Source organism: Thalassospira sp. NFXS8 (assembly GCF_040148805.1).
GTDB lineage: Bacteria > Pseudomonadota > Alphaproteobacteria > Rhodospirillales > Thalassospiraceae > Thalassospira.
Genome location: NZ_JAGEMF010000001.1, coordinates 1,459,326 through 1,484,347 on the forward strand (window position 1 = coordinate 1,459,326; position 25,022 = coordinate 1,484,347).

Below are 25,022 nucleotides of genomic sequence, written 5' to 3' on the forward strand. Positions count from 1 at the left end.
TGCCACGGCAGTTTCTGCCACAGGCTTACTGTTAGGGACTCGCCCGGCTTTGGCCGGGCTTTTTTTTCGTCAAACCAGTACCTACATAGTATATGATCGTGCTTTCAACCCAAGATGCCCGAGCGCGGACATTGGTGGGCAAAAATTGCCGGTCGTTAACCTGTTCTTCAACTTGCCCCCCTATTCGTGATAGGGGTTGGTTAGCGTCATGACGCCAGACCAGTTTGGGAATTGGGGTGACCGAGCGGGATAGGAGCAGCCTGAATGGGCGGCATTTTACAGACTCTCAAGAGCCTGGGGCCGACACGTCTGATGGCGTTGTCGGGCGTTGGCCTATTGTTGATTGTGTTCTTTGCTTTTTTGATTTTGCGTGTCTCACAGCCAAATATGGATTTGCTGTATCGCGACCTGTCACCGGCCGATGCCGGGCAGATCGTTGACCGTCTTGAAAGCCAGCAGGTCGATTATCAATTGCTTAAGGGTGGCACCGAAATTCTGGTTCCCGCGGACCAGGTAAACCGTATGCGCATTTCCATGGCCGAAGCCGGACTGCCATCGGGGGGATCGGTCGGTTATGAAATTTTCGACAAACAGGACGGCATGGGTTCGACCAGTTTCGAGCAAAATATCAACCATGTTCGTGCCCTTGAAGGCGAATTATCCCGTACCATTGCCTCGATTGATTCGGTGAAACAGGCGCGCGTGCATCTGGTTTTACCCAAACGGCAAATGTTTTCGCGCGAAACCCAGGAACCCAGTGCGTCCATTGCCCTGCAATTGCAAGGCAAAACGCTTGATGCCGAACAGGTAACAGCCATTCAGCACCTTGTTGCTGCTGCTGTGCCGCAACTGGTGCCCAGCAAGGTTTCCATCATTGACGAGCGCGGGCATTTGCTGGCCCGCGGCGACGGCGAACAGCAAACCGCCACCTTTCTGACCCAGACCGCCGATGAAATGCGCATCCGCAATGAAACCCGGTTGCGCAACACCATCGAAGACCTGCTGTCGCGCTCGCTTGGCTATGGCGAAGTGCGGGCCGAGGTATCGGTCGATATGAATTTCAACAAGGTCACCACCAATAACGAACGGTTCAACCCGGACGAACAGGTGGTACGTTCAAGCCAGACCGTTGACCAGACATCGACCAACACCGAAACCGATGGCACCGACCCGGTAACCCTGCAAAACAATCTGCCCGACCCGAACCTGGGCAACAACGGTGCCGGTAGCAACAGCCAGGAAAACCGGTCGGAAGAAACGGTTAATTACGAAATTTCCAAAACCACCACCACCAGCATCAAGGAAGTCGGCGAGATTTCGCGGGTGACCGTGGCGGTACTGGTTGATGGCACCTACACCACCGACGAAAACGGTGACAAGGTTTATCAGGAACGTTCGTCGGGGGATCTTGATAAAATTGCGGCTCTGGTGCGCAGCGCCATTGGTTATGACCCCAACCGCGGTGACCAGGTTGAAGTCATCAACATGAAGTTTGCTGATACCGGCGATATGTTCAGCGATGCACCGGTTGATACATTCCTGGGGCTTGATAAGGCCGAAGTCTTCCGCATTGCGGAAATGCTGGTACTGGCGATTGTTGCAATCCTTGTTATCCTGCTGGTGGTTCGCCCGCTTCTGACCCGTGCCTTTGAAACCTTGCCCAGTGCTGCTGACATGGCACAGCGCCAGTTGCTGACCGAAGATGGCAGCATGATGGAAGGTGGCACCCCTGCACTGGCGGGCCCGGCCCCTGTGCCTGGCGGGCACATGAATGAAGAGCATGACGAACTGATCAATATTTCGCAGGTTGAAGGCCGGGTTAAAGCATCCTCGGTCAAGAAAATTGGCGAAATCGTTGACAAACACCCGGAAGAGGCCCTGGCGATTATTCGCAACTGGCTTTATCAGGAAAACTAGGGTCGGGGCCTGTTCGAACGGGTGCAACGTTTGTTTGATATTTCTGATCCGGGGTTACGACCCCGGACTAACACCTGACAGATTGCCGAAATGATATGACTGCGATCGAAAAATTCAAATTTGAACTTAACTTTGATGATGCCGATACTGTCATCCGCCCGGCTGGCGCGGAAGAGGAACATTATTCGCTAAAGCGCAAATCGCAGCGCAAGAAAAAAGAAGAAGAAGATGTGCCGCCGCCGCCCCCGGCGATTTACACCGAAGAGCAAATGCAAACCATGCTGCGCGAAGCCGAAACACGCGCACGCGACGAAGCATTGGCACAAGGCCACGAACAGGGTTTAGCCCAGGGGCGCGAGGAAATTCTGACATCGGTACAAAAAACCGTTGCAGATACCGCCGGGCAAATTGCGGCCCGCCTTGAACATATTGATGAAATCCAGAAACGCGCCCAGGCAAGCATTGCCGAAGATGCAATTCATGTCACCCGTGCGATTGTCAAAAAGCTGCTTCCGGCGTGGACACAGGAAAACAATACCACCGAAATCGAAAGCATCGTTCGTCAATGCCTGTCCAACCTGTTTGATGCGCCCAAGGTACTGGTGCAGGTTGATCCCGATATTGCCGGGGAACTACAAACCCGCGTGGCCGAAATCGCCCGTAGTCGCGGTTTTTCGGGGCAAGCGGTTGTTGTTGGCGAAGCCAGCATTGCCAAAGGTGACTGCCGCGTTTCATGGGGCGATGGCACCGCGGTCCGCGATCAGGCGCGAACATGGGGGGAAATAAACGCCATTCTCGATGCCGCGATTGCCGCCCACCGCGAAGGGTTTGACCTTGACGACAACAACCCGATGGCGGACCCGGAAATTCAAAAAAGCCGTAAACCGGAACCCAAACCCGAAACGGTTACCGCCGACCCGGCCCCGGACGTAACCGCGCAGACCGAAACCGGGGACACACCTGCCCCGGCAACGCCGGAAACCGGAACGCACAGCACCGACCCGACCGGGCAAACCAGCCAGACAACAGAACGAAACATGCCTGATGATGCCCCACCGGCCCCCCAGGCCAGCCCTGCCGAAACACCGTATGGCACGGGTTTGAACCGCAATGGGGACCTCGCGTCCCCCGGCACAACCTGAACCCAAAAAAAGATAGCACTGGCTGTTTCAAACAATAGATTGCATCAGTGCGGTGATGAAAGCGACAATACGGGTTCGGCAGGCGCAATCCGTCCCGACACAAGCAGGAGAACAAAATGGCAGATGATGACGATCTTGAACTGTCCGAGCTTGATGATGACGATATCGAGCTGGAAGGCGAAGGAACAGAATTGCTGGCCGGACTCGATACCAGTGGCGAAGGGATGAAAACATCCAAGGATCTTGAAGCGGTATATGATATTCCCGTTCAGGTATCCGCCGTACTGGGAAAAGCGACGATGCAGGTAAGCCAATTGCTGAAATTGGGCCGTGGTGCTGTCGTGGAGCTTGACCGCAAGGTTGGGGAAGCTATTGATATATATGTTAACAACCGCCTGGTCGCCCGCGGCGAAGTGGTTGTGGTAGAAGACCGTCTGGGGGTGACCATGACGGAAATCATCAAATCGGAACGAAACTAGGCTGGTCAGAAGGATAGCTGTGAATGGCGGACGGGGGGACGAAGACGACGTTCGACATCGCAACGGTGGTCGGACTGACCGTCGGGTTTGCGCTGGTTATTGCGGCGATTTTCCTGGGGGGATCGCCCGGGGCATTTATTGACGTACCGTCAATCCTGATTGTGCTGGGGGGGACTGCCGCAATTACGGCGGTGTGTTTTGCCCTTGGCGAGTTTTTAGGGGTTGGCAGGGTTCTGGCTCGGACAATTTTTCATCCGTCGCGCAATCCGTCGGATGCCGCCTTGCAAATTTTGCAACTGGCTGAAATTGCCCGCAAAGGCGGTGTTCTGTCCCTGCAGGGACATCTCGACAGCCTGCTAAGCGAGGAATTTCTGTGGAAAGGGTTGTCGCTGGTTGTGGATGGCACCCCGCCCGAAGAAGTTGAAGGGATCATGCGCAAGGACATGAACGCCACCATTTCGCGCCACCAGAAAGGTGCCAGCATGTTAAAAAAGGCTGGTGACATTGCCCCGGCAATGGGTCTGATCGGGACATTGATTGGTCTGGTGCAGATGCTGGGTAACCTTGACGATCCGTCATCGATTGGCCCGTCAATGGCGGTGGCCCTTTTGACAACGTTTTATGGTGCGGTTTTGTCAAACATGGTGTTCATGCCGCTGGCCGCCAAACTGGAACGCAACTCGCAGGAAGAAGAATTATTGAACTCGGTCTATATGGTCGGTGCCGTGTCAATCGGGCGGCAGGAAAACCCCCGTCGCCTTGAAATGTTGTTAAATTCGATTTTGCCGCCTGCAAAACGGGTCAGTTATTTCGATTGATCACCGATTGCCATTTTTCGGTGACAAATCAATGGTATCAATGCACAGACACACAAAAAGCGGATCGGAAAGAGATTAGGTAATGCAGGTATTGATCGTTGGTGGACTGGGCGGCCAGATCGGCGCAGCCAGCAAGATCGCGATGGCGCGGGGTGCTTCGGTTCAATTGGCCGAAAGCGTTACGACAGCCTTGAACATCCTGCGCGCAGGCAAACGCATTGATCTGGTGATGGCCGATATTGCGCTTGATGTTGGTGCCCTGATCACGGCCCTGTCGACCGAACGTATCAGCGTGCCGGTGGTGGCCTGTGGTGTGGGAAATGACATTAACGGGGCCGTCAACGCCATTAAGGCCGGCGCGCAGGAATATATCCCCCTGCCCCCCGAAGCCGATTTGATTGCCGCCATTTTTGAAGCCGTAACCGAAGAAAGCCACGCCCTGATCCATCGTGATCCGCGCATGACAGAAACCTTGCGGCAGGCCGAACAGGTATCACGCAGCAACGCATCCATCCTGATCACCGGGGAAAGTGGCACCGGCAAGGAAATTCTCAGCCGGTTTATTCACCGTAAATCCAACCGGGCAGACAAGCCGTTTGTGGCCGTAAACTGTGCCGCGATCCCCGATAACTTGCTGGAATCCGAGCTTTTTGGCCACGAAAAGGGCGCTTTTACCGGTGCCCAGGCCCGCCGGATTGGCAAGTTTGAAGAAGCCAATGGCGGTACCTTGCTGCTAGATGAAATCAGCGAAATGGATGTACGGTTGCAGGCCAAATTGCTGCGCGTCATTCAGGAACGCGAAATTGACCGGCTGGGCGGCAGCAAACCGGTCAAGGTGGATGTGCGTATTCTGGCAACATCAAACCGCGACCTTGAAGCCTATGTGCAGCAAGGCAATTTTCGCGAAGACCTGTATTTCCGGTTAAATGTTGTCAATCTGGACATTCCGTCACTGCGTGAACGCCCCGGCGATATCCCGGTTCTGGCAGAATTTTTTATGCGCAAATATTCCGAAGCCAACGACATGCCGCTTCGCCCGATCAGCCCGCTGGCCATTGAACGACTGGTGGGCCATTACTGGCGCGGCAATGTACGTGAACTTGAAAATACCATGCACCGCGCCGTATTAATTGCCGGGCCAGACGAAATTGGCCCGGAATCCATCATGCTGTCGGGCACGGCCCCCCAGGCCGTTGCCCCGGCACCGCAACAGGCTGCTCCGGCACAACAGCAAGGCTATGGCAATAACGGCCCGGACCCCCGCGACATTGCCCGTAATAACGCGGCAGCATCGGCCTATAACCCGGCCTATGTAAACCAGGCCTATCGTAATTCCGGCGGATCAGCAGGCGGATATGGCAACAGCACGCCCGATAATGGCGGGTATGCCGCCCCGCGTGAACCGGCGCAGCCCCCGCAACCGGCCAGCCCCCCGGCATCGCACGACCCGTATGCCACGCCATCGTCAAACGGCACACCGCCCCCGCATGACCATGCGCCCGAAGGCGAGGACACCGGCGTTATTTCCGATCACGGGTCCATCACGGCAGCCCTGGTCGGGCGGACAGTGGCCGATGTGGAACGGGAACTGATTATTGATACCCTGAAACATTGTTTTGGTAATCGGACCCACGCCGCCAATATATTGGGAATATCTATCCGTACCTTGCGCAACAAACTGCGCCAATATAACGACGAAGGGGTAAGTGTCCCGCTTCCGGGCAACGGATAAAACCGGTTTTGCACAGTCCGGGGTACTGTGCCGCTGTTACATATAAATAAGCTTTGGGCTTGATGTCGTAAAAAACACCCCATAAACACAAACCGGGTTTTCCCGGCGCGACGGGCAACAAACAGGAACAACAGCGCACAACATGGCAGATGGTCGCCAGATAACCCCGTCAGGGGCCGGAAAAAACGACGGACAATCCGGCGGCAATGCCGTTATGGGCAATTTGCAAGGGCGGTTCCGTTCGGCAATGCGGCGTGGCGACATTGCCATGGCGTTGGGGTTCGTGCTGATCCTTGTGATCATGATGTTTCCGCTGCCGACCTGGCTGCTGGATATGTTTTTGGCCCTGTCGATCAGTTTTTCCATCCTGATCCTGATGACCGCGCTGTTCATTCAAAAACCGCTGGAATTTAACTCGTTTCCAACGATTTTGCTGGTGGCAACATCGCTGCGTCTTGCACTTAACATCGCCACCACCCGCCTGATTTTGGGTCATGGCCATGAAGGCCCCCAGGCCGCCGGACACGTGATCGAGGCATTTGGCGCCTTTCTGGTCAGTGGCAATTTTGTCATCGGTATTATTGTTTTTGCCATTCTCGTGATCATTAACTTTGTCGTGATCACCAAGGGTTCGGGCCGTATCGCCGAAGTCGCCGCGCGTTTTACCCTTGATGCCATGCCCGGCAAACAAATGGCGGTAGATGCCGATTTGTCGTCGGGCCTGATCAACGAAGAACAGGCCAAGGCCCGGCGCAAGGAACTGGAAGAAGAAAGTTCTTTTTTCGGCTCGATGGATGGTGCATCGAAATTCGTGCGTGGCGATGCGGTTGCCGGTATTCTGATTACCTTCATCAACGTAATTGGCGGCATCATCATCGGCACGGCCCAGATGGGGCTAAGCCTGAACGAAGCCACCGAAACCTATACCATTTTAACCGTCGGTGACGGCCTGGTATCGCAAATCCCGGCGCTGATCGTTTCGACAGCCGCCGGTTTGCTGGTCACCAAGGGCGGCATGGAAGGCGCAACCGAAAAGGCCGTTTTTGGCCAGGTGTCCAACTATCCTGCCGCCTTGGGCATTGCCGCGGCCATGATGGGCGGCATGTCGCTGTTACCAGGCATTCCCATGGTCTGGTTTATGGGCGCGGCAATCGGCATGGGTTATCTGGCCTGGATGCTTGGCAAGCGCAAGGATACCGCCACGGCCAACGCCATTCAGGAAGAAAGCGATGCTGCCGCACAGGCCGCCGCCCCCCCCGCCGAAGAACCCATCGCCAATGCCTTGCGCATGGATTATGTCCGGCTGGAACTGGGATATGGCCTGTTATCGCTGATCAGCACGGAACGCGGGCAAAAACTGACCGACCAGATCAAGGCGCTGCGTCGCCAGATGGCGGCCGATATGGGCTTTGTCATGCCCAGCGTGCGCATTCAGGATAACATGCAGCTTCCGGCCAATACCTATGTGGTACGGGTGAAGGAAATTGAGGCAGGCCGTGGCGATTTGCGCCCCAACATGTTGCTGGTGATGGACCCGCGCGGCGAGGAAATTACCCTGGCGGGTGAAAAAACCATCGAGCCGACCTTTAACCTTCCTGCCATGTGGGTGGAACAGGGCATGAAGGAAGAAGCCATGTTCCGGGGTTATACGGTGGTGGACCCGCAAACCGTGATCACCACGCATTTGACCGAGGTGGTCAAGGACCACATGCCCGAACTGCTATCTTATGCCGAAACGCAAAAGCTGCTGGACGAACTGGAAGACGAACAGAAAAAACTGGTCGAGGATATTATCCCCAGCCAGATTTCGGTGGGCGGGGTTCAGCGTGTGTTGCAGGCCTTGCTGACCGAACGTATTTCGATCCGCGATTTGCCGACCATTCTGGAGGGGATCGGCGAAGCCACCGCCTTTACCCGCAATCCAACCTTTATGACCGAACATGTGCGTTCGCGCCTGGCGCGCCAGCTGTCGGACACCAATTCCAACGGCGATGGTGTGATTCCGCTTGTTACCCTGTCCCCCGAATGGGAACAGATTTTTGCCGAAAGCCTGGTGGGTGCCGGCGAGGAAAAACAGCTTTCCATGCCGCCCAGCCAGCTTCAGGAATTTATCAACAAGGTGCGCACCACGTTTGAACGCCTGGGCATGATGGGGGAATCTCCCGTCTTGCTAACCAGCCCGGGCATTCGCCCTTATGTGCGGTCTATTGTCGAACGGTTCCGCCCGGCAACGGTTGTCATGTCGCAAAACGAAATTCACCCCAAGGCACAATTAAAAACAATGGGGCAAATTTGATGATCGGGCAAAAAGGGGCGTTCCATGCGTCTTAAAACCTTTACCGCCCCCACCATGAGCGCCGCGATGGCGCTGGTCAAAGAACATATGGGGGCCGATGCCATTATCGTATCGACCCAGGATATTCCCGGTTCGGGCGTTCGTTTAACCGCCGCCATTGACAGCGAACCCGAGTTTGAAATGGGTGCGGGCGGCATCAATGATGACGCCACCAGTGGCCCAACCCTTGGCGAATTGATCGACGAGGCCGAGGCCGCCCTTATCCGTCATTCGGTACCCGAAAGGCTCCGCCTGCGCCTGTGCGATGCCATGGGCCGCGAACGTAACCCCGGCAATGTGCAACAATTGCTGGCCAGTGCCCTTGATGAAATATTTGAATTTACCCCGCTTCCCGAAAAAAGCAGCCCGCGCGCCATTGCCTTTGTCGGCACACCCGGGGCCGGTAAAACATTATGTGTTGCCAAGGCCGCAGCCCGGGCCGTGATGAAAAAACGCCGGGTTGCCGTGTTAACCAGCGACACCAAACGGGCGGGTGGCGTTGACCAGCTTCGGGCTTTTACCAAAATCCTGAAAATTCCACTGGGTATTATCAAATCACCCGAGGATTTGCGCGAACAGTTTGATGCCTCTCGCGGGGCAGATCTGGTATTTGTCGACACGGCGAACTGCAATCCTTATATCCAGAGCGAACTTGCCACATTAAGCGAATTTTTACATGCCGTTCCCAGCGAACCCATTCTGGTTTGCCCGGCCGGCGTCGATGCCGAAGAAACAGGCGACATTGCCAATGCCTTTGCTGAATGCGGAACAACCAGAATGCTGATTACGCGCCTTGATGTTGCATCCCGGCTGGGAGGCGCGTTATATGGTGCGGATACAGGAAACCTTTCCCTATGCAATGTCAGCATGACCGCACAGGTTGCAGACGGGTTGACAGCCATTAGCCCGGTCGCCCTGGCAAAGCTGCTTATTCCTGCCAGACACACCCACAAGAAAACGAGTTTCGCCGAGGTCATGAAATGACAGCCAAAACTGATGCCACCCCAAAACAGGCTGGACGCACCAAGGGACGCAATGTCATTGCCGTTGCGTCGGGAAAAGGCGGCGTAGGCAAGACCTGGTTTGCCATTTCGCTGTGCCATGCGCTGGCTTTGCATGAACTGAAATCATTGCTGTTTGACGGCGACCTGGGCCTTGCCAATATTGACATTCAACTGGGCCTGATGCCCAAACATGACCTGGGCGGTGTTATTTCCGGGCGTATTGCGCTTCGCGATGCCATTACAACCTTTGAGAATGGCGGGTTTGACATTGTTGCCGGGCGCAGTGGTTCGGGCACCCTTGCCAACCTGTCGGCCAGCCGCTTGCAGGCCCTGTCAGACGATTTGCTGCAAACCGGCAAATCCTATGACAAGGTTGTCATCGACCTTGGTGCCGGTGTTGACCAGGGCGTGCGCCAGATGACCAGCCTTGCCAATACTGTCATTGTCCTGACCAATGGCGACCCCACCGCATTGACCGATGCCTATGCCTTTATCAAGGTTACCCATATGGCGCGGCCCCGGGCCGATATTCGTGTTGTGGTTAATCTGGCAAAAGACAAAAAGGAAGGCGAGGCTATTTATGGTAAACTGCTTAAGGCGTGCGAAGGGTTTTTGAAAATCTCGCCGCCGCTTTTGGGCGTGATCCGGGCAGATAGCAAGGTATCGGAATGCATTCGCAGCCAAACCCCGCTGCTTACCCGCCATCCCAATTCCATTGCCGCACAGGATATCGAGGCGATCGCAACAAGGCTGATCGAGGGATAACACCATCATGGCAGACATAAGCCCCCCTGTTCCGTCTGTCTCCGGTGCCAACGCCGTTGGCAGCGGGGCAACAGGTGCGGGCAATGCAAGCGGCACGGCAGTCGCCCAAAACCCGCCTGCCGCCCTTGCCAAACTGCCCGTTGACACCCTGATCCAGGCCACCATTCAAAGCAAAAATGGTGCGGAAGTAACCCTGCAAACCAGCGCGGGAAATGTCACACTGAAATTGCCGCAAGCCCTGCCTGCCAGCCTGAATGATCTGGTCTGGGTGCGGATCATGCCCCAGACCGGGGCCGATGGCAGCAGTGGCCTGCGTTTGCAAGTATTGCCACAAACCCTGATGACGGCCGGCAATGGTGCGGGGGCCAGTGCCGGTGCAAGTGGTGCCGCAACAAATGTGGCCGCCAACCCGACCCCCCTGATGCCCGGGCAAAGTTTTACCGGCGTTACCACCACCAGCCTGACATTTCCCGGCGGGGCCACCCTGCCCGCCGGCAGCCAGATGCAAATGGTGTTTGTTGGCCCCGGTGCAGCGTCATCGGCAAAGGCCGCCGGGGTCATTGCATCGCAAATGGCGGGGCAAACGCCTGGTGCGGGTACGGCCAATAATGCAAATATTGCCAATTCCAATATCCTTGCCGGGCGGGCCGGGTTTGCAGGCCAAACCGGCCAAACGGCAGGCATGACCACCGGAACAGCAACCTCGGCCGCCCTGCTTGCCGCCGGTGCCAAAGGGGCCGGTCAACCTGCCATGGTCCTGACCGGCACGGTATTACCCGCCAACAGCCCCGAAGCCCGCCTGTTGCCCGATGGTTTTACAGCCCTGCGAACCAATGCCGGTGTCATCGGCGTTCGACTGCCCGTCCCTGCCCCGGTCGGTGCAACCTTATCTTTTGCAATCGATGCCAACAGTGCGGCTGCGGCGCGTATTCCCCAGCCGATGATGACGGAAGGCGAACTTATGGCCCGTGGGCAGGCTGCCAGCCTTAGCCACGACTGGGACAGCCTGCAACGTGCCGTCGCCGCCCTTGCCCAGGCCGACCCACAGGCCGCACAGGCCCTGTTAAACCAGATCCCCGCAGCCGGCCCGCGCCTGACCGCAACCATGATGTTTTTCTTTACCGCCATGACAGGTGCTACCGGCACCGCCAAAGGATGGCTGGGGGAACGCACCATTGGTTCACTTGACGGGCGCGATGGCAAGGATGCCGGACTGGGCAAAAAGCTGGAAAAAGATTTTAACATCCTGCGCAGTATGGCCAGCGAACCGCGATCGGACGGCTGGCGGGTAATGTCGATGCCGTTTCACATGGGGGAGCGGATTGAACAAATGCAACTGGCATGGCGACAGGGCCAGGGCGAAGACGACGACACACCGGAACGCAAGGCCGACGACCCCGGCACCCGTTTTTTGCTGGATCTGTCTTTTACCCGGCTGGGCCATACCCAGCTTGACGGGCTGGTGCGCAAGGAAACCCAGAAATTTGATTTGATCGTGCGAACCGAAAATGCCCTTGATGGCCCCCAGCGCGACGACATTCGTGCCATTTTTCATCAGGCCCTGTCATTGGCAAAGCTGGGCGGGGCGCTGAATTTTCAAAATGGCCAGCGCTTTGTCGCGGTCAGCGCCGACCCTGCACCGTCCGGCCCGCACAAACGCGGACTGGAAGCATAAGACAAAAACACGGGCGCACGCCCACCACGGCACCGCTGGCATTAATTGCCCGCCAGTGCGACGCCCAACAACACATCTTAATCAGGAACAGGCCCATGCTGGAAATTTTTGAACGCCGCAACCTGCTGGAAACCGAGGCCAACCCCGGCATTCAGTTCGATTATGTCGTAACATTGCAAAGCGAACTGACAGGTGCCGAAAATGTTTTTCCGGCCCGGCTTAGCCTGCGTTACGTTCCTGACCGCCTGCTTTTGAAACCGGCCTGCCTGGCGACCTATTTTCAGGAAATCGAAACCATAACCTTTGATAACCTTGAACAGGCCGCCGTCCTGTTGATGGAAGATTTCAACAACGAACTGGTGCCCCGCTGGATCAACATGCGGTTAAACAAACACACCGCCGATAGTGGCACCGTGCAACATCATGAAGCCACCCTGGAAGATCGCCAGCCACGCTGGCACAATGCCCGCCTGATTGAACGCCTGGAACGGTATTAACCGCTTAGCGAAACGGTTGCCCATGTACCCAGCAGGTTAACGAAAACCGGGTTCCGGCAATGGTTGGGGCAACGCGGTGCAACACAAAACTGGGAAACAAAATGGCCGTGCCGCGTGCCATCGGCGCATCGACAATGTGGCCTGCCGGATTCATCTGCAATAACCCGCCTTCATAATCGGCCGGGTCGGAAAGCTGAATTACCATTGTCAGCTTGCGACGGCGTGCAACGTCAGATGCGCCAATGTCGCTATGCCAGTCATAATGGCCACGCTGGTCGCCTTCATACCGCGCAATCTGTGCATTTTCGGCAAACTCGGTTAACCCGAAATCAAAACAGGACCGGTTGGCTGCTGCAACCAGATCAACAATCTGGCGCATTACTACGGGTTCCTGTTCTTCATTAAACCAGCCAATCTGGCTGCGGCGAATATGGCTTGCGGCCTGCCCCTGCACCAAACCACCATCGTCAAGCCGGTCATTGAAATTGGCAATTAAACGATCACAGGTTTCAATATCGAGCGCGTCTGGCACAACCAGAGACATTTCGTCGGGAAACATTTCGCCAAAACTCCAAAACACGCCCTATTGGCGCTGCCGCCGATCTATACCGCTTTGCAGCACCTTACCAGCGCAAAAAACGCACGGTTCCGCAAATTTTCAGGCGGGTCAATTCACGCTAACAACATCAGCTCACTATGTTGATTTTTAGACAAATACCAGCTTCAGAGCATGACGCGCGTGCCAGTCACATCACAGGCCCCTGGCACCCTGCACCGTTGCGCTAAACCGGCGTTCCATGCCTCATGCCCATAGAAAGCAGCGATCAAGCCGTTTTAACCCGGCTCCGCAACATCGTTATTTTGCCCTGTCAGGGTCAATATCGCCCCGCCTGTGGCCGCTGCGTCGTCCGGGTCATGGGTCACCATCAGGGTTGGCAAGGCTTGCTGGCGGGCCTGATCAAACACAAACCGGCGAAACTGGTCGCGCAAGGTGGCATCAAGCTTGGAAAACGGTTCATCCAGCAACAAGGCGGATGGCTGCGACAACAAGACCCGCATCACCGCCACCCTTGCTCGTTGCCCGCCCGACAATGTTGCCGGGTCACGGTCGGCAAAACCAGCCAGATTTGCCGTTGCCAGGGCCTGTTCCACTGCATCGCGCCGTGCGTCCCTGCCCCTGACATGGGCCGGCAGGGCAAAGGCAAGGTTGCCGCCAACCGACAAATGCGGAAACAGCAAATCATCCTGAAACAATATGCCGACATGGCGGTCCTGCGGCGGCAAATTATCAATTTGCGTACCGTTTAAAAATACGTGCCCTGTCACATCAAAACCATGCGCCAGCGTACCGCAAACATAGGCCAGCAAGGACGACTTCCCCACACCGCTTGGCCCCATCAGGGTTGCGATTTCACCCGCGCCAACGGCCAGGTCAACCTCGCACAATTTCTGGCCCTGTATGGCAATACATACCCGATCCAGTTTCAACCCGGCCTTCTGACCCGAAAGACGGTGCGATGATGCAGGCATATTGGATCTATCCCGTATGTTCATGTGCCACTTCGCAAACCGCGACGCCGACGAAACAAAATTGCAGGCACCAGCATGGCAATACCAAAACCGGCAAAGGGCAATATCGTTTGCAAAACGCCGTAAATGCCAATCATACGCCGGTCATTCCCCGCCGCCAGTGCCACCGCATCGGTGGTGATGGTGGCAAAGCGACCAGCCCCGATCAGCAAGGTTGGCAAATATTGCCCGATGCTAACGGCAAAGCCAACCGCCATAGCCGCCAGCACGGGCCGGGTTAATAACGGCAAAATCACCCGCCAGAAAACCCGGTCGGGCGATGCGCCCAAACACAACGCAGTTTGGCGATAGCGCGCATCAAGGGCGCGAAACGGATCGGCCAGCGATAAAAAAACATAGGGCAGCACAAAAACCAGATGCGCCAGCACCACCGAAACAAGGGTGCGTTCCAGCCCCAAAAAGGTAAAAAACACCTGCAAGCCAAACATGAAACTGATTTGCGGCATCAGCAACGGCACATAAATCAGCCACAACGCCCCGCGCCCGGGCCGGGAAACGGTGGTACGCTGTTCGCGCTCCAGACACGCCACCACCAGAACAATCGCCAGTAAAACAGCAGCACCACCAATAATGATGGTATTGATCACACCATCGCCCAGGGCCGGTAATTCACGCAGCCATAATTTCAGGGTCCATTGCCCTGGCAACATATCGGGGAAACGCCAAAACCCGGCAATGCTCCAGACCGCCAAACCGGCAATGCCCAGCAGCACCATGCCCGCCGCAATCAGGGCTGCAAGTGCGCCTGCAGTCCGCACACTGCCTTCGTAACGATAGCGTCCACCAGCTTCGGCCCAGCCGCGCCCAAAGCGGGCAACCAGCTTTTCACCCCCCCACCAAAGCACAATCAAAGCCACAACCACGCCCAGTTGCACCAAAGCCGCCGCCGATGCCATAAACCGCATGGATAAATCCGGGTCGGACAACCAGTGTAAAATACGCACCGCCAACGGGGCCGGTGTGGTCGGGGCCAATATCATCGCGACATCAACCACCGATGCCGAATAGGCCAGAACCGCAAAAACCGGTAATTTTATTTGCGGGTAAATACGCGGTAATACGGTTTTAAACCAGCCCGCCACCCGGCCATATCCCAGGGTTAAGGCAATATGGCGGGTGCGTTCGGCATCAGCCTGTGGCAACGCGCCCAGCGTCATTAAAAACAAAAACGGCACTTCCTTTGCCACCAACCCGGCGACCAGTGCCAATCCCCACCCATCCTGCACGGTCACAATATCGGGCGGGCGGTCCCAGCCGCCAACTAATGCAACCGCCCGCATAACCCAGCCCGATGGCGCAATTAAAAAGGCAATGCCAAAGGCCGCTGCGGCATGGGGCACCGACAAAATCGGTGCCAGTACACGTTGCATCAGGGCAAAGGCACGTGTGCCCTGCCACGCCGCACAAAAAAGCATAACCACAAAAAAGGATATCACCGTTGCCAACAGGCCGGTCGTTGCCGAAAGCCTAACTGAAATCAGCAATCCCGGCTGGGCAAATAATTCCTGCCACGCTGCCAGCGACCATTGCCCGCCGCCCAGGGCCGGCAAATAGCCAAAGGCAGGCAACACCGTGCCCAACAGCCCGGCCACCAACGGCCCGACCATTAAAAACACGGTTAAACCCGGCGCATATTTTAGCAGCTTGGGCACATATCCCCCGTCACACCGGCCATATCCCGCACCGGGCATGGCCATGTTGGGGCGTTCGCAAGCGCCCGAAACAGGATTGGAGGAAAATCATTGGGCAACGCCATAGCGTTTTTGCCATTCACTTTCGACCAGTTCCATCCAGCTTGGGTGCGGTTCGGGCAGGACATTGCCCATTTCGGCTGGCGACAGGGTGGCAACACCCAAATCAAGCGCGTCAAATTTTGCACGGTCCGCCGCCGGAATTTTAGCCATGTCCAGCACGGTAAAACTGCCCCAGATTTCCGGGTTCTGTTTGCGCAACTGGGCCTGTGGCGACATCAAAAAGTCGGCCAGCACCACGGCACCGGCCTTGGCCGATGCATTAAACGGAATGGCGACAAAGTTGGTATTGCCCAATGTGCCGCCGTCAAACACAAAACTGCGAACCGTGTCGGGCAATTCAAAATTGGCAATGGCTGACGATATCTCGGCCGCACTAAACGAAAAACCAATATCAATTTCATTATCGGCCATCATGGCGCGCAAGGCCGCCCCGTTGGCCGGATATGCCTTGCCCTCGCGCCATAAAACCGGCTGCATTTTTGCCAGATAATTCCACAGTGGCGCCAACACCTTTTGCGCATCGGCGGCGTCTGCCGGTTTTTGCAAAACTGCCGGGTCATCGACGACCTCGGTTAAAACCTGCTTTAAAAAGGACGATCCCATATAGTCGGGCGGCTGCGGATAGGTAAACCGGCCCGGATGGTTTTGCAGCCACGCCAATAAGTCCTGCGCACTGTGCGGCGGGGTTTTCACCCGGGATGTATCATCAAAAAAGCTCAGCTGCGCCATGCCCCACGGGGCTTCCAGCCCATCGGTTGGGACGGTAAAATCGTTGATCGTGGTGGGCTTGCCGGTAACATCAACATATTTGAAATTGGGCGTTTGTTCGACCCACGGACCAAACAGCAAATCATTGCGTTTCATCGCGGCAAAGTTTTCACCATTAATCCAGATCATATCGACCGCGCCGCCATCGGTGACCCCGGCGGCCTTTTCCGAAACCACCTTTGATACCGCATCGGCGGTATCGGCAAGTTTGACCTGTTTGACGGTAACGCCGTATTTTTCCTGCACCTGGTTGCCAGCCCAGGCGATGTAATCGTTAATGCGTGGCTCCCCACCCCAGGCATACCAATAAACGGTCTGACCTTTGGCCTGTTTTAAAACCGCATCCCAATTGTGCATATCGGGCGCCGGGTCGGCGCTGGCAAGGGGGGAAAATCCGGTCAGGCTGGCGCCAAGCGTTGCCACCACGATCAAACGGGCCATTAATCTGGGCATGTATGTTTCCTTCCCCCGAAATTTACGCAATCGACATGCGCGTTAATTGTCTGTGACAGCGGGAAACGGAACAATCAATTTTTGCCACCGTTATCACCCTGCAATGAATTGTTTTCAGGCCTATAGCCCGTGAAATCAATTCACGCTTGCGTTAAGACAGCACCAAACACATCTTGATGCGACGATGCCGCAAGGCCACAACACAGAAATGGAACCACTATGTTTGACTGGATTGCCGATCCCCATATGTGGGTAGGTCTTGCAACGCTAACGGCTCTCGAAATTGTGCTGGGCATCGACAATATCGTTTTTCTATCTGTCATTGTCGCCAAACTGCCCCAAAAACAGCAAAAAGCGGCCCGGCGCACCGGTCTTTTGGGGGCCATGCTGATGCGCCTGTTGCTGCTGGCCTGCATGGCATGGGTAATGGAGCTTACAACCCCGTTATTCGATGTGTTTGACCGCGGCATTAGCGGGCGCGACCTGATCCTGATTATCGGTGGGTTGTTTTTGATTGCCAAGGCATCAATGGAAATTCACCACACCATCGATGAGCCGGGCGAACACGAAGCAAAACCCGTTGCCGGGTTTGTCGGCACCATTGTGCAGATCATGCTGCTTGATGTTATTTTCTCGCTCGATTCCGTGATTACCGCTGTCGGCCTTGTCGACCATCTGACCGTGATGATGCTGGCCGTGATCATATCGGTGGGCGTGATGTTAATGGCAGCACGCATGATTGGCGATTTTGTCGACAAGCACCCGTCGATCAAAATGCTGGCCCTGTCGTTTCTGATATTGGTGGGTTTTGTGTTGCTGCTGGACGGCGTGCAAATTCACGTTCCCAAGGGTTACATTTATTTTGCCATGGCGTTTAGCCTGGGCGTCGAAACACTTAACCTGCTAAATCGCCAGCGTAAGAAGAAAAACCGGCTTAAAAGTCAAACCGGCACCAGCCAATAACCCAATACGTTTGGTTTCCCTTACATTCCGGTGCCATCGCTTGTCGATCAAACGGCAGGCGATGGCACTGTTCGTTTCGGCCTACCAGATCCAGAACATCAACACCCACGCATAAACCGGGGCGGCCAGTGCCAGCGCAAACATCAGCGATGCCGCGCCCTTTTGCACGCCCCGCCCATCCTTGCGAACCAGAATGGAGGTTCCCAGCCACCAGGACCAGGCCGTCGCCACGATCAGCAAGGCCAGGCGCGCCATTGGCACCCATGCCAAAGCAAACCCGTCCGCCCGCAGCAACGTGACCGTTTGTGCCGACAACCCCAAAATCACCCCGCAGGCTGCCAATGGAATAAGGGCATGAGACAAATGAAAAAAGGGCTGCCCGCCGCGTGAACGCATCAGCAAACACGCCAGCTTCAACGGGATCGAAATCAGCACCGATAACACAACTGCGGTTGTGGCAATATAGCCCAGCAACACCGCCCCATCGAGGACGGTCAACACATCATTCTGGGCGGCATAATCGGTTAAAATCCACCATGGCAAGGTCGCCTGCAACGGCCAGATAATATTGTGGTTCACCAGTGCCATCGCCAGCATCTGCTTAATCTCGACAAACCAGGGGCTGCTGCTCCATTCAAAGGCCCCGATGGCAACCCCCATCAGGCCGGTAATAATCAGCAAGCTGTCCCAAATTGTTGCCGTGCGGCTCGACAAACGCACAATTTCATCATTCGGATGGCGGGCTTCCAGGGATACGGCATCGTGAAAACCGCTACACCTGCCACACATATGGCAGGGCGACGGGCTTTCCATATTTTTCACCGCCACCAAAGGGGCACAGTTAAACCGGTGTTCGTGACTGTGGGTTGCAGCATTCAGGTCCCATTTCGCCCGATCAACGCCGTAATGCATCGGGGCCAGCTTGGCCAATAATCCAAAAACACCGTTCACCGGGCATAAATACCGGCACCAAACCCGTTTGTTACGCCCGTAAAGATAGCCAACAATAATCGCCCCGACGGTTGATCCGCCCAAAACAAGCAAAACCGGGGCCGGGTATTGATAAACACTGGTCATTTGCCCGTAAACAGTGGTTAACACAAACGCCACAAACGGCCAGCCCGGCCACCGCACCCAGCGCGGAATGGCACGGCCCCGCCCGTGGCGGCTGGCAAATTCCGTCAGCGCCCCTTCCGGGCACAAAAGCCCGCACCACAACCGACCAAACAGCAACATCGACACCAACACACCGGGCCACCAGATGCCCCAGAACACGAACTGCGCAAACACAGTGACATTGTTCCAGATATGCGATGCCAGGCCCGGCAAAGGCATAAGAACCGGCACAATCAGCAATACCGCATAAATGCCAACCACTGCCCATTGCAGGTGGCGAACAACAACCTGGTGGTTGCGCAACCATAATCCAAACGCCAAAAGCCGCCCGGACGGGGCGGTCGCAGAACCATTTATTGTTTTTGTGAACATCGTCATGTCATGAAGGCCGCTTCACAAATACCGGGCACCACATTCAGGTTGCCCGGTTTCCTATTTCGCAACGATAACGCCATTGGCCGTTTCCTGGTCCATATGGAATTCGTCATAAAATTCGTATGTCCCGGCAGAAAGACGGCGGATCACGACAAAGGATGTCACACCGGGTGCCAAAACCTTTTCGCGATGCAACCGCAAACTTTCAAATTCTGCCGGGCTGCTGCCCGAATTGGTCACCACAATTTTAAACGTGGAGCCCGCTGCAACTTCAATGCGGTTCGGGGTGATGACACCGTCTTTGATGTCCATATTGATGATTTGCATCTCGTCGGCCTGTGCGGCACCAGACAAACAGGCCGCGCCAACACTTGCCACGATCACAGCCAAAATCGTGAAAACAGCCTGTTTCCATTTTTGCATCATGCCCATTCCCTTAATTAACAAGCAGATAAAAAAGCTGGCACATCACACATGCGCCAGCTTCACAGGCCGTTTTAATAACCGCCCTTTTTGCCAATACCGGCAAAAACAAAGTCATAATCTTTCTTGAAAGGTTTGAACCACGGCGCAACGCCGGTTTCCTTATCGATGTGACGCCCGAATTTCGACGCTGCCGAAGGCGGGGCAACATCCAGGGTCAAACGGTATTTGCCCGGCCCCATCAATTTAACATTGTCGCCATAATGCGGGCCGTCATTGGCCACCATCGGCATCAACATCCCGGATTCAGATTTGCCGTCGTCAAGTTTGGTCAGGGTATAACCAATTTCCAGATAAGGTGCCCATTCCCCCTCGGCCAAACCGTTTTTATTGTCGGCCAGCGCATGAATATCCGCTTCAAGATGCACATCAGACTGATCTGCCGGTCGCATGATCCCTTCGGGTTCCATGGTAATCGGTTGCAAATAGACCGCTGCAACCTCAAGTCCGCCCCCTTCCTGGGGTTCACCAATGGGATATTCAAGCGCCTGTGCAGGCAATGACATCAACAATGCAGACACACCAAGACCGGCAGCACCAATCCTGGTAATCCAGGGGGCTTTGAATTTCATAAGGCACACTCCTTCGTGCGATACCGCCAATTGCCAACAGGCACGCGACGACAAACCGCAGGTGATAACGACGTGTTCACAGGTTTTATGATGAGGGCAGAAAGGAAGGGTTTAAGAAACAAGGCCCTCAAAATTCGTGAGAAGGATTATCATTATCATGTCACGGAGACCAGAATAATCGGGAAAAACCGGGATCAACGGGGAAAATTACCGTCAAAACAGCGTCCGATACAATCAACAGGGAAATCAGAATATTTGCAAAGTGCGGGCTGATTTACATCCCTGGAATGACTTCAGATTTATAAGCCTCAATCCGGGGCAGAGTCGCCCGCGCCAAACGTTGTCGCGAAAACGGGTTTCATGGTGAAATGCTTTGGCAATAAAACCCCGAAAAGTTATTGTTTTTAACCCTTGTTAATCACAGCCAACAAAGCAGCCGCCCGCTTATGAAAAAAATAACGCCGCCCGCCAGACTTGCCGCCGCCTTTGAACAAGCCGGTTTGACCGATATTGATGTGCTGGAATTTCCCGATGGCACCCGGTCTGCCGCCGATGCAGCACGGGCCGTTGGCTGCGACATCAGCGACATTGGCAAATCACTGATATTTCAGGGCCAAAACAGCCAAAGCCCGGTCCTGATCATTATGAACGGGGCGGATCGGGTTTGCGAAACCAGGGTTGAAGCTGTTATTGGCGAAGCCATTGGCAAGGCCGATGCAACACAGGTAAAAAACCATACCGGATACGCGATCGGAGGCGTACCACCCTTTGGTCATGCCAATGCCATACGCACGCTGATTGACGAAAAACTGCTGGCGAAACCCGCCATCTGGCTGGCAGCAGGAACACCGCGCAGTGTGTTTTGCCTGACCCCGGCCCAATTGTGCCATATCACCGGCATCACAAAGGGCCATGCGTTGCATCAGGACGCATCATAAACACCGGAGCGCCGGGCCGGTAAAATGCAGGGCCGAAACCACCTACATCAGGCCATCCTTGCGGGTGGCGGCACGCGCCCCAATTTCATCCAGGCTTTCCTGTTCCTTGCGGTCCTCTTCGGCGCGCACGGCGGCAACGCGGTTGCGTTCGGAAATTTCGGCGGTTTTCATATCCTTGAACGCCTGTGCCACCACATCGCGGAAATTGTCAATTTTGGCTTCCTGTGCGGCAATTTGTTCGGTCAGCGCGGTGCGTTCGGCAATAACAGCATTGGCAAAATTGCCATAAGCAAAACCGGCCGTTTGCGGGTTTTCCGATGCCACTTTTTGCTCGGCCTTTAACGCACGGCCCAGTTCCTCGCGCTGTTCGATCAACTGTTCCAGTACGCGCAGCATATCGCCCAGTTCGCGCTGTTTTTCATCCAGCGTCCATTTGCGAATACGAACAAGGGTTTTAAAGTCCTTGGCCATGCCGGGCCTTTCGTGTTTGTGGTGTCATCGTTTTAGGCAGCTTCTTTTCAAACGGCACATCGGCATCCACCATATCGCCCTCATGCCCAGGCAGCACATTTCGCGGCAGGAAAATGCCCCTCGGATACGGGTTTATTGCCCGCCCAGGGCCCGTTTCGCCGCGTTCAAATCCGTTGGCGATTGCCGGGACTGGCTATTTACCGCACTGCCCGGCCTTGCGGCATGGCCGGCATTGCCCGCCACCTGGGCATTGCCATCCTCCACCGGGGCCATATCCAGCCTGCGCGCCAAATCGGCGTAACCTTCGGCAAGGCGGGTACATTCATTTTTACGCTGGCTTAAAAATTCCTCGATCAAGGGAAAATAATGAATGGCTTCATCCACTTTGGCATCTGTCCCCCGACGATAAGCCCCCAGCCGGATCAGTTCCGCCATGTCATTATAGGTCGCCAGCAATTGCCGGGCACGCCGCACAATCTGGTTTTCATATTCATTGTTACAGCCTGGCATGGTCCGCGATACGCTGCGCAAAATATTGATCGCGGGATAACGGCCCTGTTCGGCAATGGCGCGGTCCAGCACCACGTGACCATCGAGAATACCACGCACCGCATCGGAAATAGGTTCGTTATGATCATCGCCATCGACCAGCACGGTAAACAGCCCGGTAATGGACCCTTGCCCCGGCCCGCCCGGCCCGGCACGTTCCAGCAAACGGGGCAATTCGGCAAATACGGTTGGGGTATAGCCCTTTGACGCTGGCGGTTCCCCCACCGACAGGCTGATTTCGCGCTGCGCCATCGCAAAGCGGGTGACGGAATCCATCATGCACAGCACATCACGCCCGCGATCCCGAAAAAATTCGGAAACTGCCATTGTCATAAATGCCGCCTGACGGCGCATCAATGGCGGTTCATCGGATGTTGCGACCACCACAACAGAGCGGCGCAAACCTTCCTCCCCCAGATCGTCTTCGATAAATTCGCGGGCTTCGCGGCCACGTTCACCAATCAGGCCCACCACCGATACATCCGAGGTGGTATGGCGCGTCATCATCGACAACATGCTGGATTTCCCCACCCCGGACCCGGCAAAAATACCCATACGCTGCCCCCGGCAACAGGTCAGAAAAGTGTTCATGGCGCGAACGCCCAAATCCAGCTTGCCCGAAACACGTTGGCGGGTATGGGCAGAAGGCGGCGTGCGCCGGATGGCATAGGGCGTGTTCCCCTGCGGCAATGGCCCTTTGCCATCCACCGGGTCACCAAAGGCATTAATCACGCGGCCCAACCAGCCGTCATCGGGGTAAATTTGCGGTTGGGTATCGGCCAGTTCAACTTCGCAACCAATGCCAATGCCATCAAGCGCGCCAAACGGCATTAACAAGGCCCGTTCACTGCGAAAACCGACAACTTCACAAACCACTGCCTCGCCATCGCGACGAACAACCTTGCAGCGGTCGCCAATCGACAATGCACCTTCAACGCCGCCAATTTCAACCAGCAAACCCAAAACAGCCGTAACACGGCCCACAACCCAATATTCGGGGACACGGCGAAGGTCGGCGATAATATTTTTGCCAATCTGGAACATGGAGCCTGCTTTGGTCGGGGTGATCGCACTGCGACGCGGGGGTGGAAACCGGCGCCGCATGTTCCAAATATAGAAGAGAAGACCGGATTTACAAAGCTGCCAGTCGGCATTGGCCGTAATGACGCCAAAGTTCTGGCCTAGGGAATGGGGCTTAAACCACTGTTAAATCTTTATTTGGTCATGACGGGAACAATATGGCGGTAAAAAAGTTAACAAATTGCGACTCGTGCGCTTGCCACGAGTCGCAAAGCAACGTATCGTTAACAAAACGGGAAAAATCCCACGATACGGCTGCTGTTGGGGCATAGCCGGGACAGTCCGGATAAACACCAAATTTATTGCGGAATATGGTAACGGAGCGGAGCGGAAAATGCGGGTGCTGCTTGTTGAAGACGACGACGCCATGTCGGACAGCATAGAACTTATGCTGAAGTCCGAAGGAATGGTTGTGGATACCACCGATCTGGGCGAAGACGGCCTGGAGATTGGTAAATTATACGATTACGATATTATTTTGCTGGACCTGATGTTACCTGACATTGACGGGTACGAGGTTCTGCGTCGCCTGCGCGATGCGCGGGTGGAAACACCGGTTTTGATTTTGTCGGGTCTGACCGAAACCGAAGACAAGGTTAAAGGCCTTGGCTTTGGCGCGGACGATTATTTGACCAAACCGTTTGATAAAACGGAATTGCTGGCACGTATCCAGGCGATCGTGCGCCGGTCCAAGGGCCATGCGCAGTCGGTTATTGCCACCGGTAAACTTCATGTCAATCTGGATGCCCGAACTGTTGATGTGGCTGGTTCGCCCCTGCATCTGACCGGCAAGGAATATGGCATTCTGGAATTGCTGTCGCTGCGCAAAGGCACCACGTTGACCAAAGAGATGTTTTTAAACCATCTTTATGGCGGCATGGACGAACCCGAGCTGAAAATTATTGACGTGTTTGTGTGCAAATTACGCAAAAAAATTCAGTCCGCGACCGAAGGCGACAATTACATCCACACTGTTTGGGGGCGCGGCTATGTTTTGCGCGACCCGGAAAGTAATGGTGCCCACGCCGCCGCCTGAATTTATGACATCCGCTATCTTTTCTGCCAAAAACACCTCGCCATCGTATCGTTGGCGGGGTGTTTTTTTACTTTATACCCGTTCTCTATCTGTAAGGGCGTCTTTTATCCATGACGGGTAAAGTGCAACGTTTGAAGCAATTGAGAAAGGCATCGTTGAGCCAACCCGCCGCCTGGGGAACAGCGTTAATCTGCTTTAATGCATAGCGTCTGGTATTAAGGCGCGTCACAAACAAAAAACGCCCGGAACATTGACCGGGCGTTTGTCGTGAAATTTGGCAAGCGGTTCGGGTTTTTCCTTCCCGCCTAATCCTTTTTATCATCCGGCTTACGCGGGTATGTCCGCCCCAATGTAGAGGATGACGGCCGGGTAGAAGAATAGCTGCTTCCTGTCCCCGTCCCCGCAGGCCGTGCCGGACGCTGATAGCTGCTGCTATCTGATGTGCCACTGCTACCTGTTCCAGCGCCGGTACCGTAACGTGATGTCCCTGCTCCGCTGGAACCGGCTGTA

22 protein-coding genes are annotated in these 25,022 nt (G+C 55.4%); 13 read left to right on the forward strand and 9 right to left on the reverse strand.

Annotated features, from left to right (window positions below):
• Positions 1–264 precede the first annotated feature (264 nt).
• The 10 genes from fliF (at position 265) to J4E05_RS06695 (ending at position 12,364) form a co-directional block, all read left to right on the forward strand.
• The gene (gene fliF, locus J4E05_RS06650; protein WP_349593600.1) at positions 265–1,917 is read left to right on the forward strand and encodes a flagellar basal-body MS-ring/collar protein FliF; all 1,653 of its coding nucleotides are present in this window, start codon (positions 265–267) and stop codon (positions 1,915–1,917) included.
• 95 nt (positions 1,918–2,012) lie between these two features.
• Positions 2,013–3,059 carry a FliH/SctL family protein gene (locus J4E05_RS06655; RefSeq protein ID WP_349593602.1) on the forward strand — a complete coding sequence of 349 codons (1,047 nt, stop codon included), beginning with the start codon at positions 2,013–2,015 and terminating at the stop codon, positions 3,057–3,059.
• A gap of 224 nt (positions 3,060–3,283) precedes the next feature.
• Positions 3,284–3,538 carry a flagellar motor switch protein FliN gene (gene fliN, locus J4E05_RS06660; RefSeq protein ID WP_371440813.1) on the forward strand — a complete coding sequence of 85 codons (255 nt, stop codon included), beginning with the start codon at positions 3,284–3,286 and terminating at the stop codon, positions 3,536–3,538.
• 23 nt (positions 3,539–3,561) lie between these two features.
• Entirely contained in the window at positions 3,562–4,356 is a 795-nt protein-coding gene (locus J4E05_RS06665; protein ID WP_085589666.1) for a motility protein A, read from the forward strand.
• Positions 4,357–4,438: 82 nt separating this feature from the next.
• Positions 4,439–6,088 (forward strand): sigma-54-dependent transcriptional regulator, encoded by a 1,650-nt coding sequence (locus J4E05_RS06670; RefSeq protein ID WP_349593604.1) that lies wholly within the window; start codon positions 4,439–4,441, stop codon positions 6,086–6,088.
• A gap of 142 nt (positions 6,089–6,230) precedes the next feature.
• Positions 6,231–8,384 carry a flagellar biosynthesis protein FlhA gene (gene flhA, locus J4E05_RS06675; RefSeq protein ID WP_085589662.1) on the forward strand — a complete coding sequence of 718 codons (2,154 nt, stop codon included), beginning with the start codon at positions 6,231–6,233 and terminating at the stop codon, positions 8,382–8,384.
• Between the two features lie 24 nt (positions 8,385–8,408).
• On the forward strand, positions 8,409–9,407 hold the full coding sequence (locus J4E05_RS06680) for a flagellar biosynthesis protein FlhF (protein WP_349593607.1): 999 nt from the start codon (positions 8,409–8,411) through the stop codon (positions 9,405–9,407).
• Complete coding sequence (locus J4E05_RS06685; RefSeq protein ID WP_085589658.1) at positions 9,404–10,192, forward strand: MinD/ParA family protein; 789 nt, start codon at positions 9,404–9,406, stop codon at positions 10,190–10,192. Before J4E05_RS06680 ends, J4E05_RS06685 begins: the two co-directional genes overlap by 4 nt.
• A gap of 7 nt (positions 10,193–10,199) precedes the next feature.
• The gene (locus tag J4E05_RS06690; RefSeq protein WP_349593610.1) at positions 10,200–11,867 is read left to right on the forward strand and encodes a hypothetical protein; all 1,668 of its coding nucleotides are present in this window, start codon (positions 10,200–10,202) and stop codon (positions 11,865–11,867) included.
• A gap of 95 nt (positions 11,868–11,962) precedes the next feature.
• Positions 11,963–12,364: a hypothetical protein gene (locus J4E05_RS06695; protein WP_085589656.1), complete on the forward strand. Its 402-nt coding sequence runs from the start codon at positions 11,963–11,965 to the stop codon at positions 12,362–12,364.
• Between the two features lie 4 nt (positions 12,365–12,368).
• Here J4E05_RS06695 and J4E05_RS06700 read toward each other — a convergent pair whose 3' ends face one another.
• From J4E05_RS06700 to J4E05_RS06715, 4 genes are all read right to left on the reverse strand, one after another.
• A complete protein-coding gene (locus J4E05_RS06700) occupies positions 12,369–12,923 on the reverse strand; it encodes a 2OG-Fe(II) oxygenase (RefSeq protein WP_349593613.1) in 555 nt (184 codons plus the stop codon).
• Positions 12,924–13,198: 275 nt separating this feature from the next.
• On the reverse strand, positions 13,199–13,894 hold the full coding sequence (locus tag J4E05_RS06705; protein WP_349593616.1) for an ATP-binding cassette domain-containing protein: 696 nt from the start codon (positions 13,892–13,894) through the stop codon (positions 13,199–13,201).
• A gap of 20 nt (positions 13,895–13,914) precedes the next feature.
• Positions 13,915–15,651: an ABC transporter permease gene (locus tag J4E05_RS06710; protein ID WP_349593619.1), complete on the reverse strand. Its 1,737-nt coding sequence runs from the start codon at positions 15,649–15,651 to the stop codon at positions 13,915–13,917.
• Between the two features lie 42 nt (positions 15,652–15,693).
• The gene (locus J4E05_RS06715; protein ID WP_349593621.1) at positions 15,694–16,929 is read right to left on the reverse strand and encodes an ABC transporter substrate-binding protein; all 1,236 of its coding nucleotides are present in this window, start codon (positions 16,927–16,929) and stop codon (positions 15,694–15,696) included.
• A 219-nt stretch (positions 16,930–17,148) separates the two neighbouring features.
• Between J4E05_RS06715 and J4E05_RS06720 the strand changes: the two genes are divergently transcribed.
• Positions 17,149–17,892, forward strand: a complete 744-nt coding sequence (locus tag J4E05_RS06720) for a TerC family protein (protein WP_349593624.1) — start codon at positions 17,149–17,151, stop codon at positions 17,890–17,892.
• An 81-nt stretch (positions 17,893–17,973) separates the two neighbouring features.
• Here J4E05_RS06720 and J4E05_RS06725 read toward each other — a convergent pair whose 3' ends face one another.
• From J4E05_RS06725 to J4E05_RS06735, 3 genes are all read right to left on the reverse strand, one after another.
• A complete protein-coding gene (locus J4E05_RS06725) occupies positions 17,974–19,380 on the reverse strand; it encodes a 4Fe-4S binding protein (RefSeq protein ID WP_349593627.1) in 1,407 nt (468 codons plus the stop codon).
• A 60-nt stretch (positions 19,381–19,440) separates the two neighbouring features.
• Entirely contained in the window at positions 19,441–19,809 is a 369-nt protein-coding gene (locus tag J4E05_RS06730; RefSeq protein WP_349593630.1) for a cupredoxin domain-containing protein, read from the reverse strand.
• A gap of 71 nt (positions 19,810–19,880) precedes the next feature.
• Complete coding sequence (locus tag J4E05_RS06735) at positions 19,881–20,438, reverse strand: iron transporter (RefSeq protein WP_349593633.1); 558 nt, start codon at positions 20,436–20,438, stop codon at positions 19,881–19,883.
• A gap of 446 nt (positions 20,439–20,884) precedes the next feature.
• On the opposite strand from J4E05_RS06735, the gene J4E05_RS06740 reads away from it, so the two are divergent.
• Complete coding sequence (locus J4E05_RS06740; protein ID WP_085589646.1) at positions 20,885–21,376, forward strand: YbaK/EbsC family protein; 492 nt, start codon at positions 20,885–20,887, stop codon at positions 21,374–21,376.
• Positions 21,377–21,418: 42 nt separating this feature from the next.
• Here the strand turns inward: J4E05_RS06740 and J4E05_RS06745 are convergent, their stop codons facing one another.
• Positions 21,419–21,847: a flagellar FliJ family protein gene (locus tag J4E05_RS06745; RefSeq protein ID WP_085589644.1), complete on the reverse strand. Its 429-nt coding sequence runs from the start codon at positions 21,845–21,847 to the stop codon at positions 21,419–21,421.
• Positions 21,848–21,979: 132 nt separating this feature from the next.
• Positions 21,980–23,440, reverse strand: a complete 1,461-nt coding sequence (gene fliI / locus J4E05_RS06750) for a flagellar protein export ATPase FliI (protein ID WP_085589875.1) — start codon at positions 23,438–23,440, stop codon at positions 21,980–21,982.
• 370 nt (positions 23,441–23,810) lie between these two features.
• Between fliI and ctrA the strand changes: the two genes are divergently transcribed.
• The gene (gene ctrA / locus J4E05_RS06755) at positions 23,811–24,512 is read left to right on the forward strand and encodes a response regulator transcription factor CtrA (protein ID WP_085589642.1); all 702 of its coding nucleotides are present in this window, start codon (positions 23,811–23,813) and stop codon (positions 24,510–24,512) included.
• The last annotated feature ends 510 nt before the right edge of the window (positions 24,513–25,022 follow it).

Excerpts from the sequence above, each read along its gene's own strand:
- J4E05_RS06735 (WP_349593633.1), bottom strand. The coding sequence starts at position 20,438 with ATGAAATTCAAAGCCCCCTGGATTACCAGGATTGGTGCTGCCGGTCTT.
- J4E05_RS06720 (WP_349593624.1), top strand. The coding sequence starts at position 17,149 with ATGTTTGACTGGATTGCCGATCCCCATATGTGGGTAGGTCTTGCAACG.
- fliF (WP_349593600.1), top strand. The coding sequence starts at position 265 with ATGGGCGGCATTTTACAGACTCTCAAGAGCCTGGGGCCGACACGTCTG.
- flhA (WP_085589662.1), top strand. The coding sequence starts at position 6,231 with ATGGCAGATGGTCGCCAGATAACCCCGTCAGGGGCCGGAAAAAACGAC.
- J4E05_RS06730 (WP_349593630.1), bottom strand. The coding sequence starts at position 19,809 with ATGATGCAAAAATGGAAACAGGCTGTTTTCACGATTTTGGCTGTGATC.
- J4E05_RS06745 (WP_085589644.1), bottom strand. The coding sequence starts at position 21,847 with ATGGCCAAGGACTTTAAAACCCTTGTTCGTATTCGCAAATGGACGCTG.
- fliN (WP_371440813.1), top strand. The coding sequence starts at position 3,284 with ATGAAAACATCCAAGGATCTTGAAGCGGTATATGATATTCCCGTTCAG.
- J4E05_RS06665 (WP_085589666.1), top strand. The coding sequence starts at position 3,562 with ATGGCGGACGGGGGGACGAAGACGACGTTCGACATCGCAACGGTGGTC.
- J4E05_RS06670 (WP_349593604.1), top strand. The coding sequence starts at position 4,439 with ATGCAGGTATTGATCGTTGGTGGACTGGGCGGCCAGATCGGCGCAGCC.
- J4E05_RS06680 (WP_349593607.1), top strand. The coding sequence starts at position 8,409 with ATGCGTCTTAAAACCTTTACCGCCCCCACCATGAGCGCCGCGATGGCG.
- J4E05_RS06690 (WP_349593610.1), top strand. The coding sequence starts at position 10,200 with ATGGCAGACATAAGCCCCCCTGTTCCGTCTGTCTCCGGTGCCAACGCC.
- J4E05_RS06700 (WP_349593613.1), bottom strand. The coding sequence starts at position 12,923 with ATGTTTCCCGACGAAATGTCTCTGGTTGTGCCAGACGCGCTCGATATT.
- J4E05_RS06725 (WP_349593627.1), bottom strand. The coding sequence starts at position 19,380 with ATGTTCACAAAAACAATAAATGGTTCTGCGACCGCCCCGTCCGGGCGG.
- J4E05_RS06715 (WP_349593621.1), bottom strand. The coding sequence starts at position 16,929 with ATGCCCAGATTAATGGCCCGTTTGATCGTGGTGGCAACGCTTGGCGCC.
- J4E05_RS06655 (WP_349593602.1), top strand. The coding sequence starts at position 2,013 with ATGACTGCGATCGAAAAATTCAAATTTGAACTTAACTTTGATGATGCC.
- J4E05_RS06695 (WP_085589656.1), top strand. The coding sequence starts at position 11,963 with ATGCTGGAAATTTTTGAACGCCGCAACCTGCTGGAAACCGAGGCCAAC.
- J4E05_RS06705 (WP_349593616.1), bottom strand. The coding sequence starts at position 13,894 with ATGCCTGCATCATCGCACCGTCTTTCGGGTCAGAAGGCCGGGTTGAAA.
- fliI (WP_085589875.1), bottom strand. The coding sequence starts at position 23,440 with ATGTTCCAGATTGGCAAAAATATTATCGCCGACCTTCGCCGTGTCCCC.
- ctrA (WP_085589642.1), top strand. The coding sequence starts at position 23,811 with ATGCGGGTGCTGCTTGTTGAAGACGACGACGCCATGTCGGACAGCATA.
- J4E05_RS06740 (WP_085589646.1), top strand. The coding sequence starts at position 20,885 with ATGAAAAAAATAACGCCGCCCGCCAGACTTGCCGCCGCCTTTGAACAA.
- J4E05_RS06685 (WP_085589658.1), top strand. The coding sequence starts at position 9,404 with ATGACAGCCAAAACTGATGCCACCCCAAAACAGGCTGGACGCACCAAG.
- J4E05_RS06710 (WP_349593619.1), bottom strand. The coding sequence starts at position 15,651 with ATGGCCATGCCCGGTGCGGGATATGGCCGGTGTGACGGGGGATATGTG.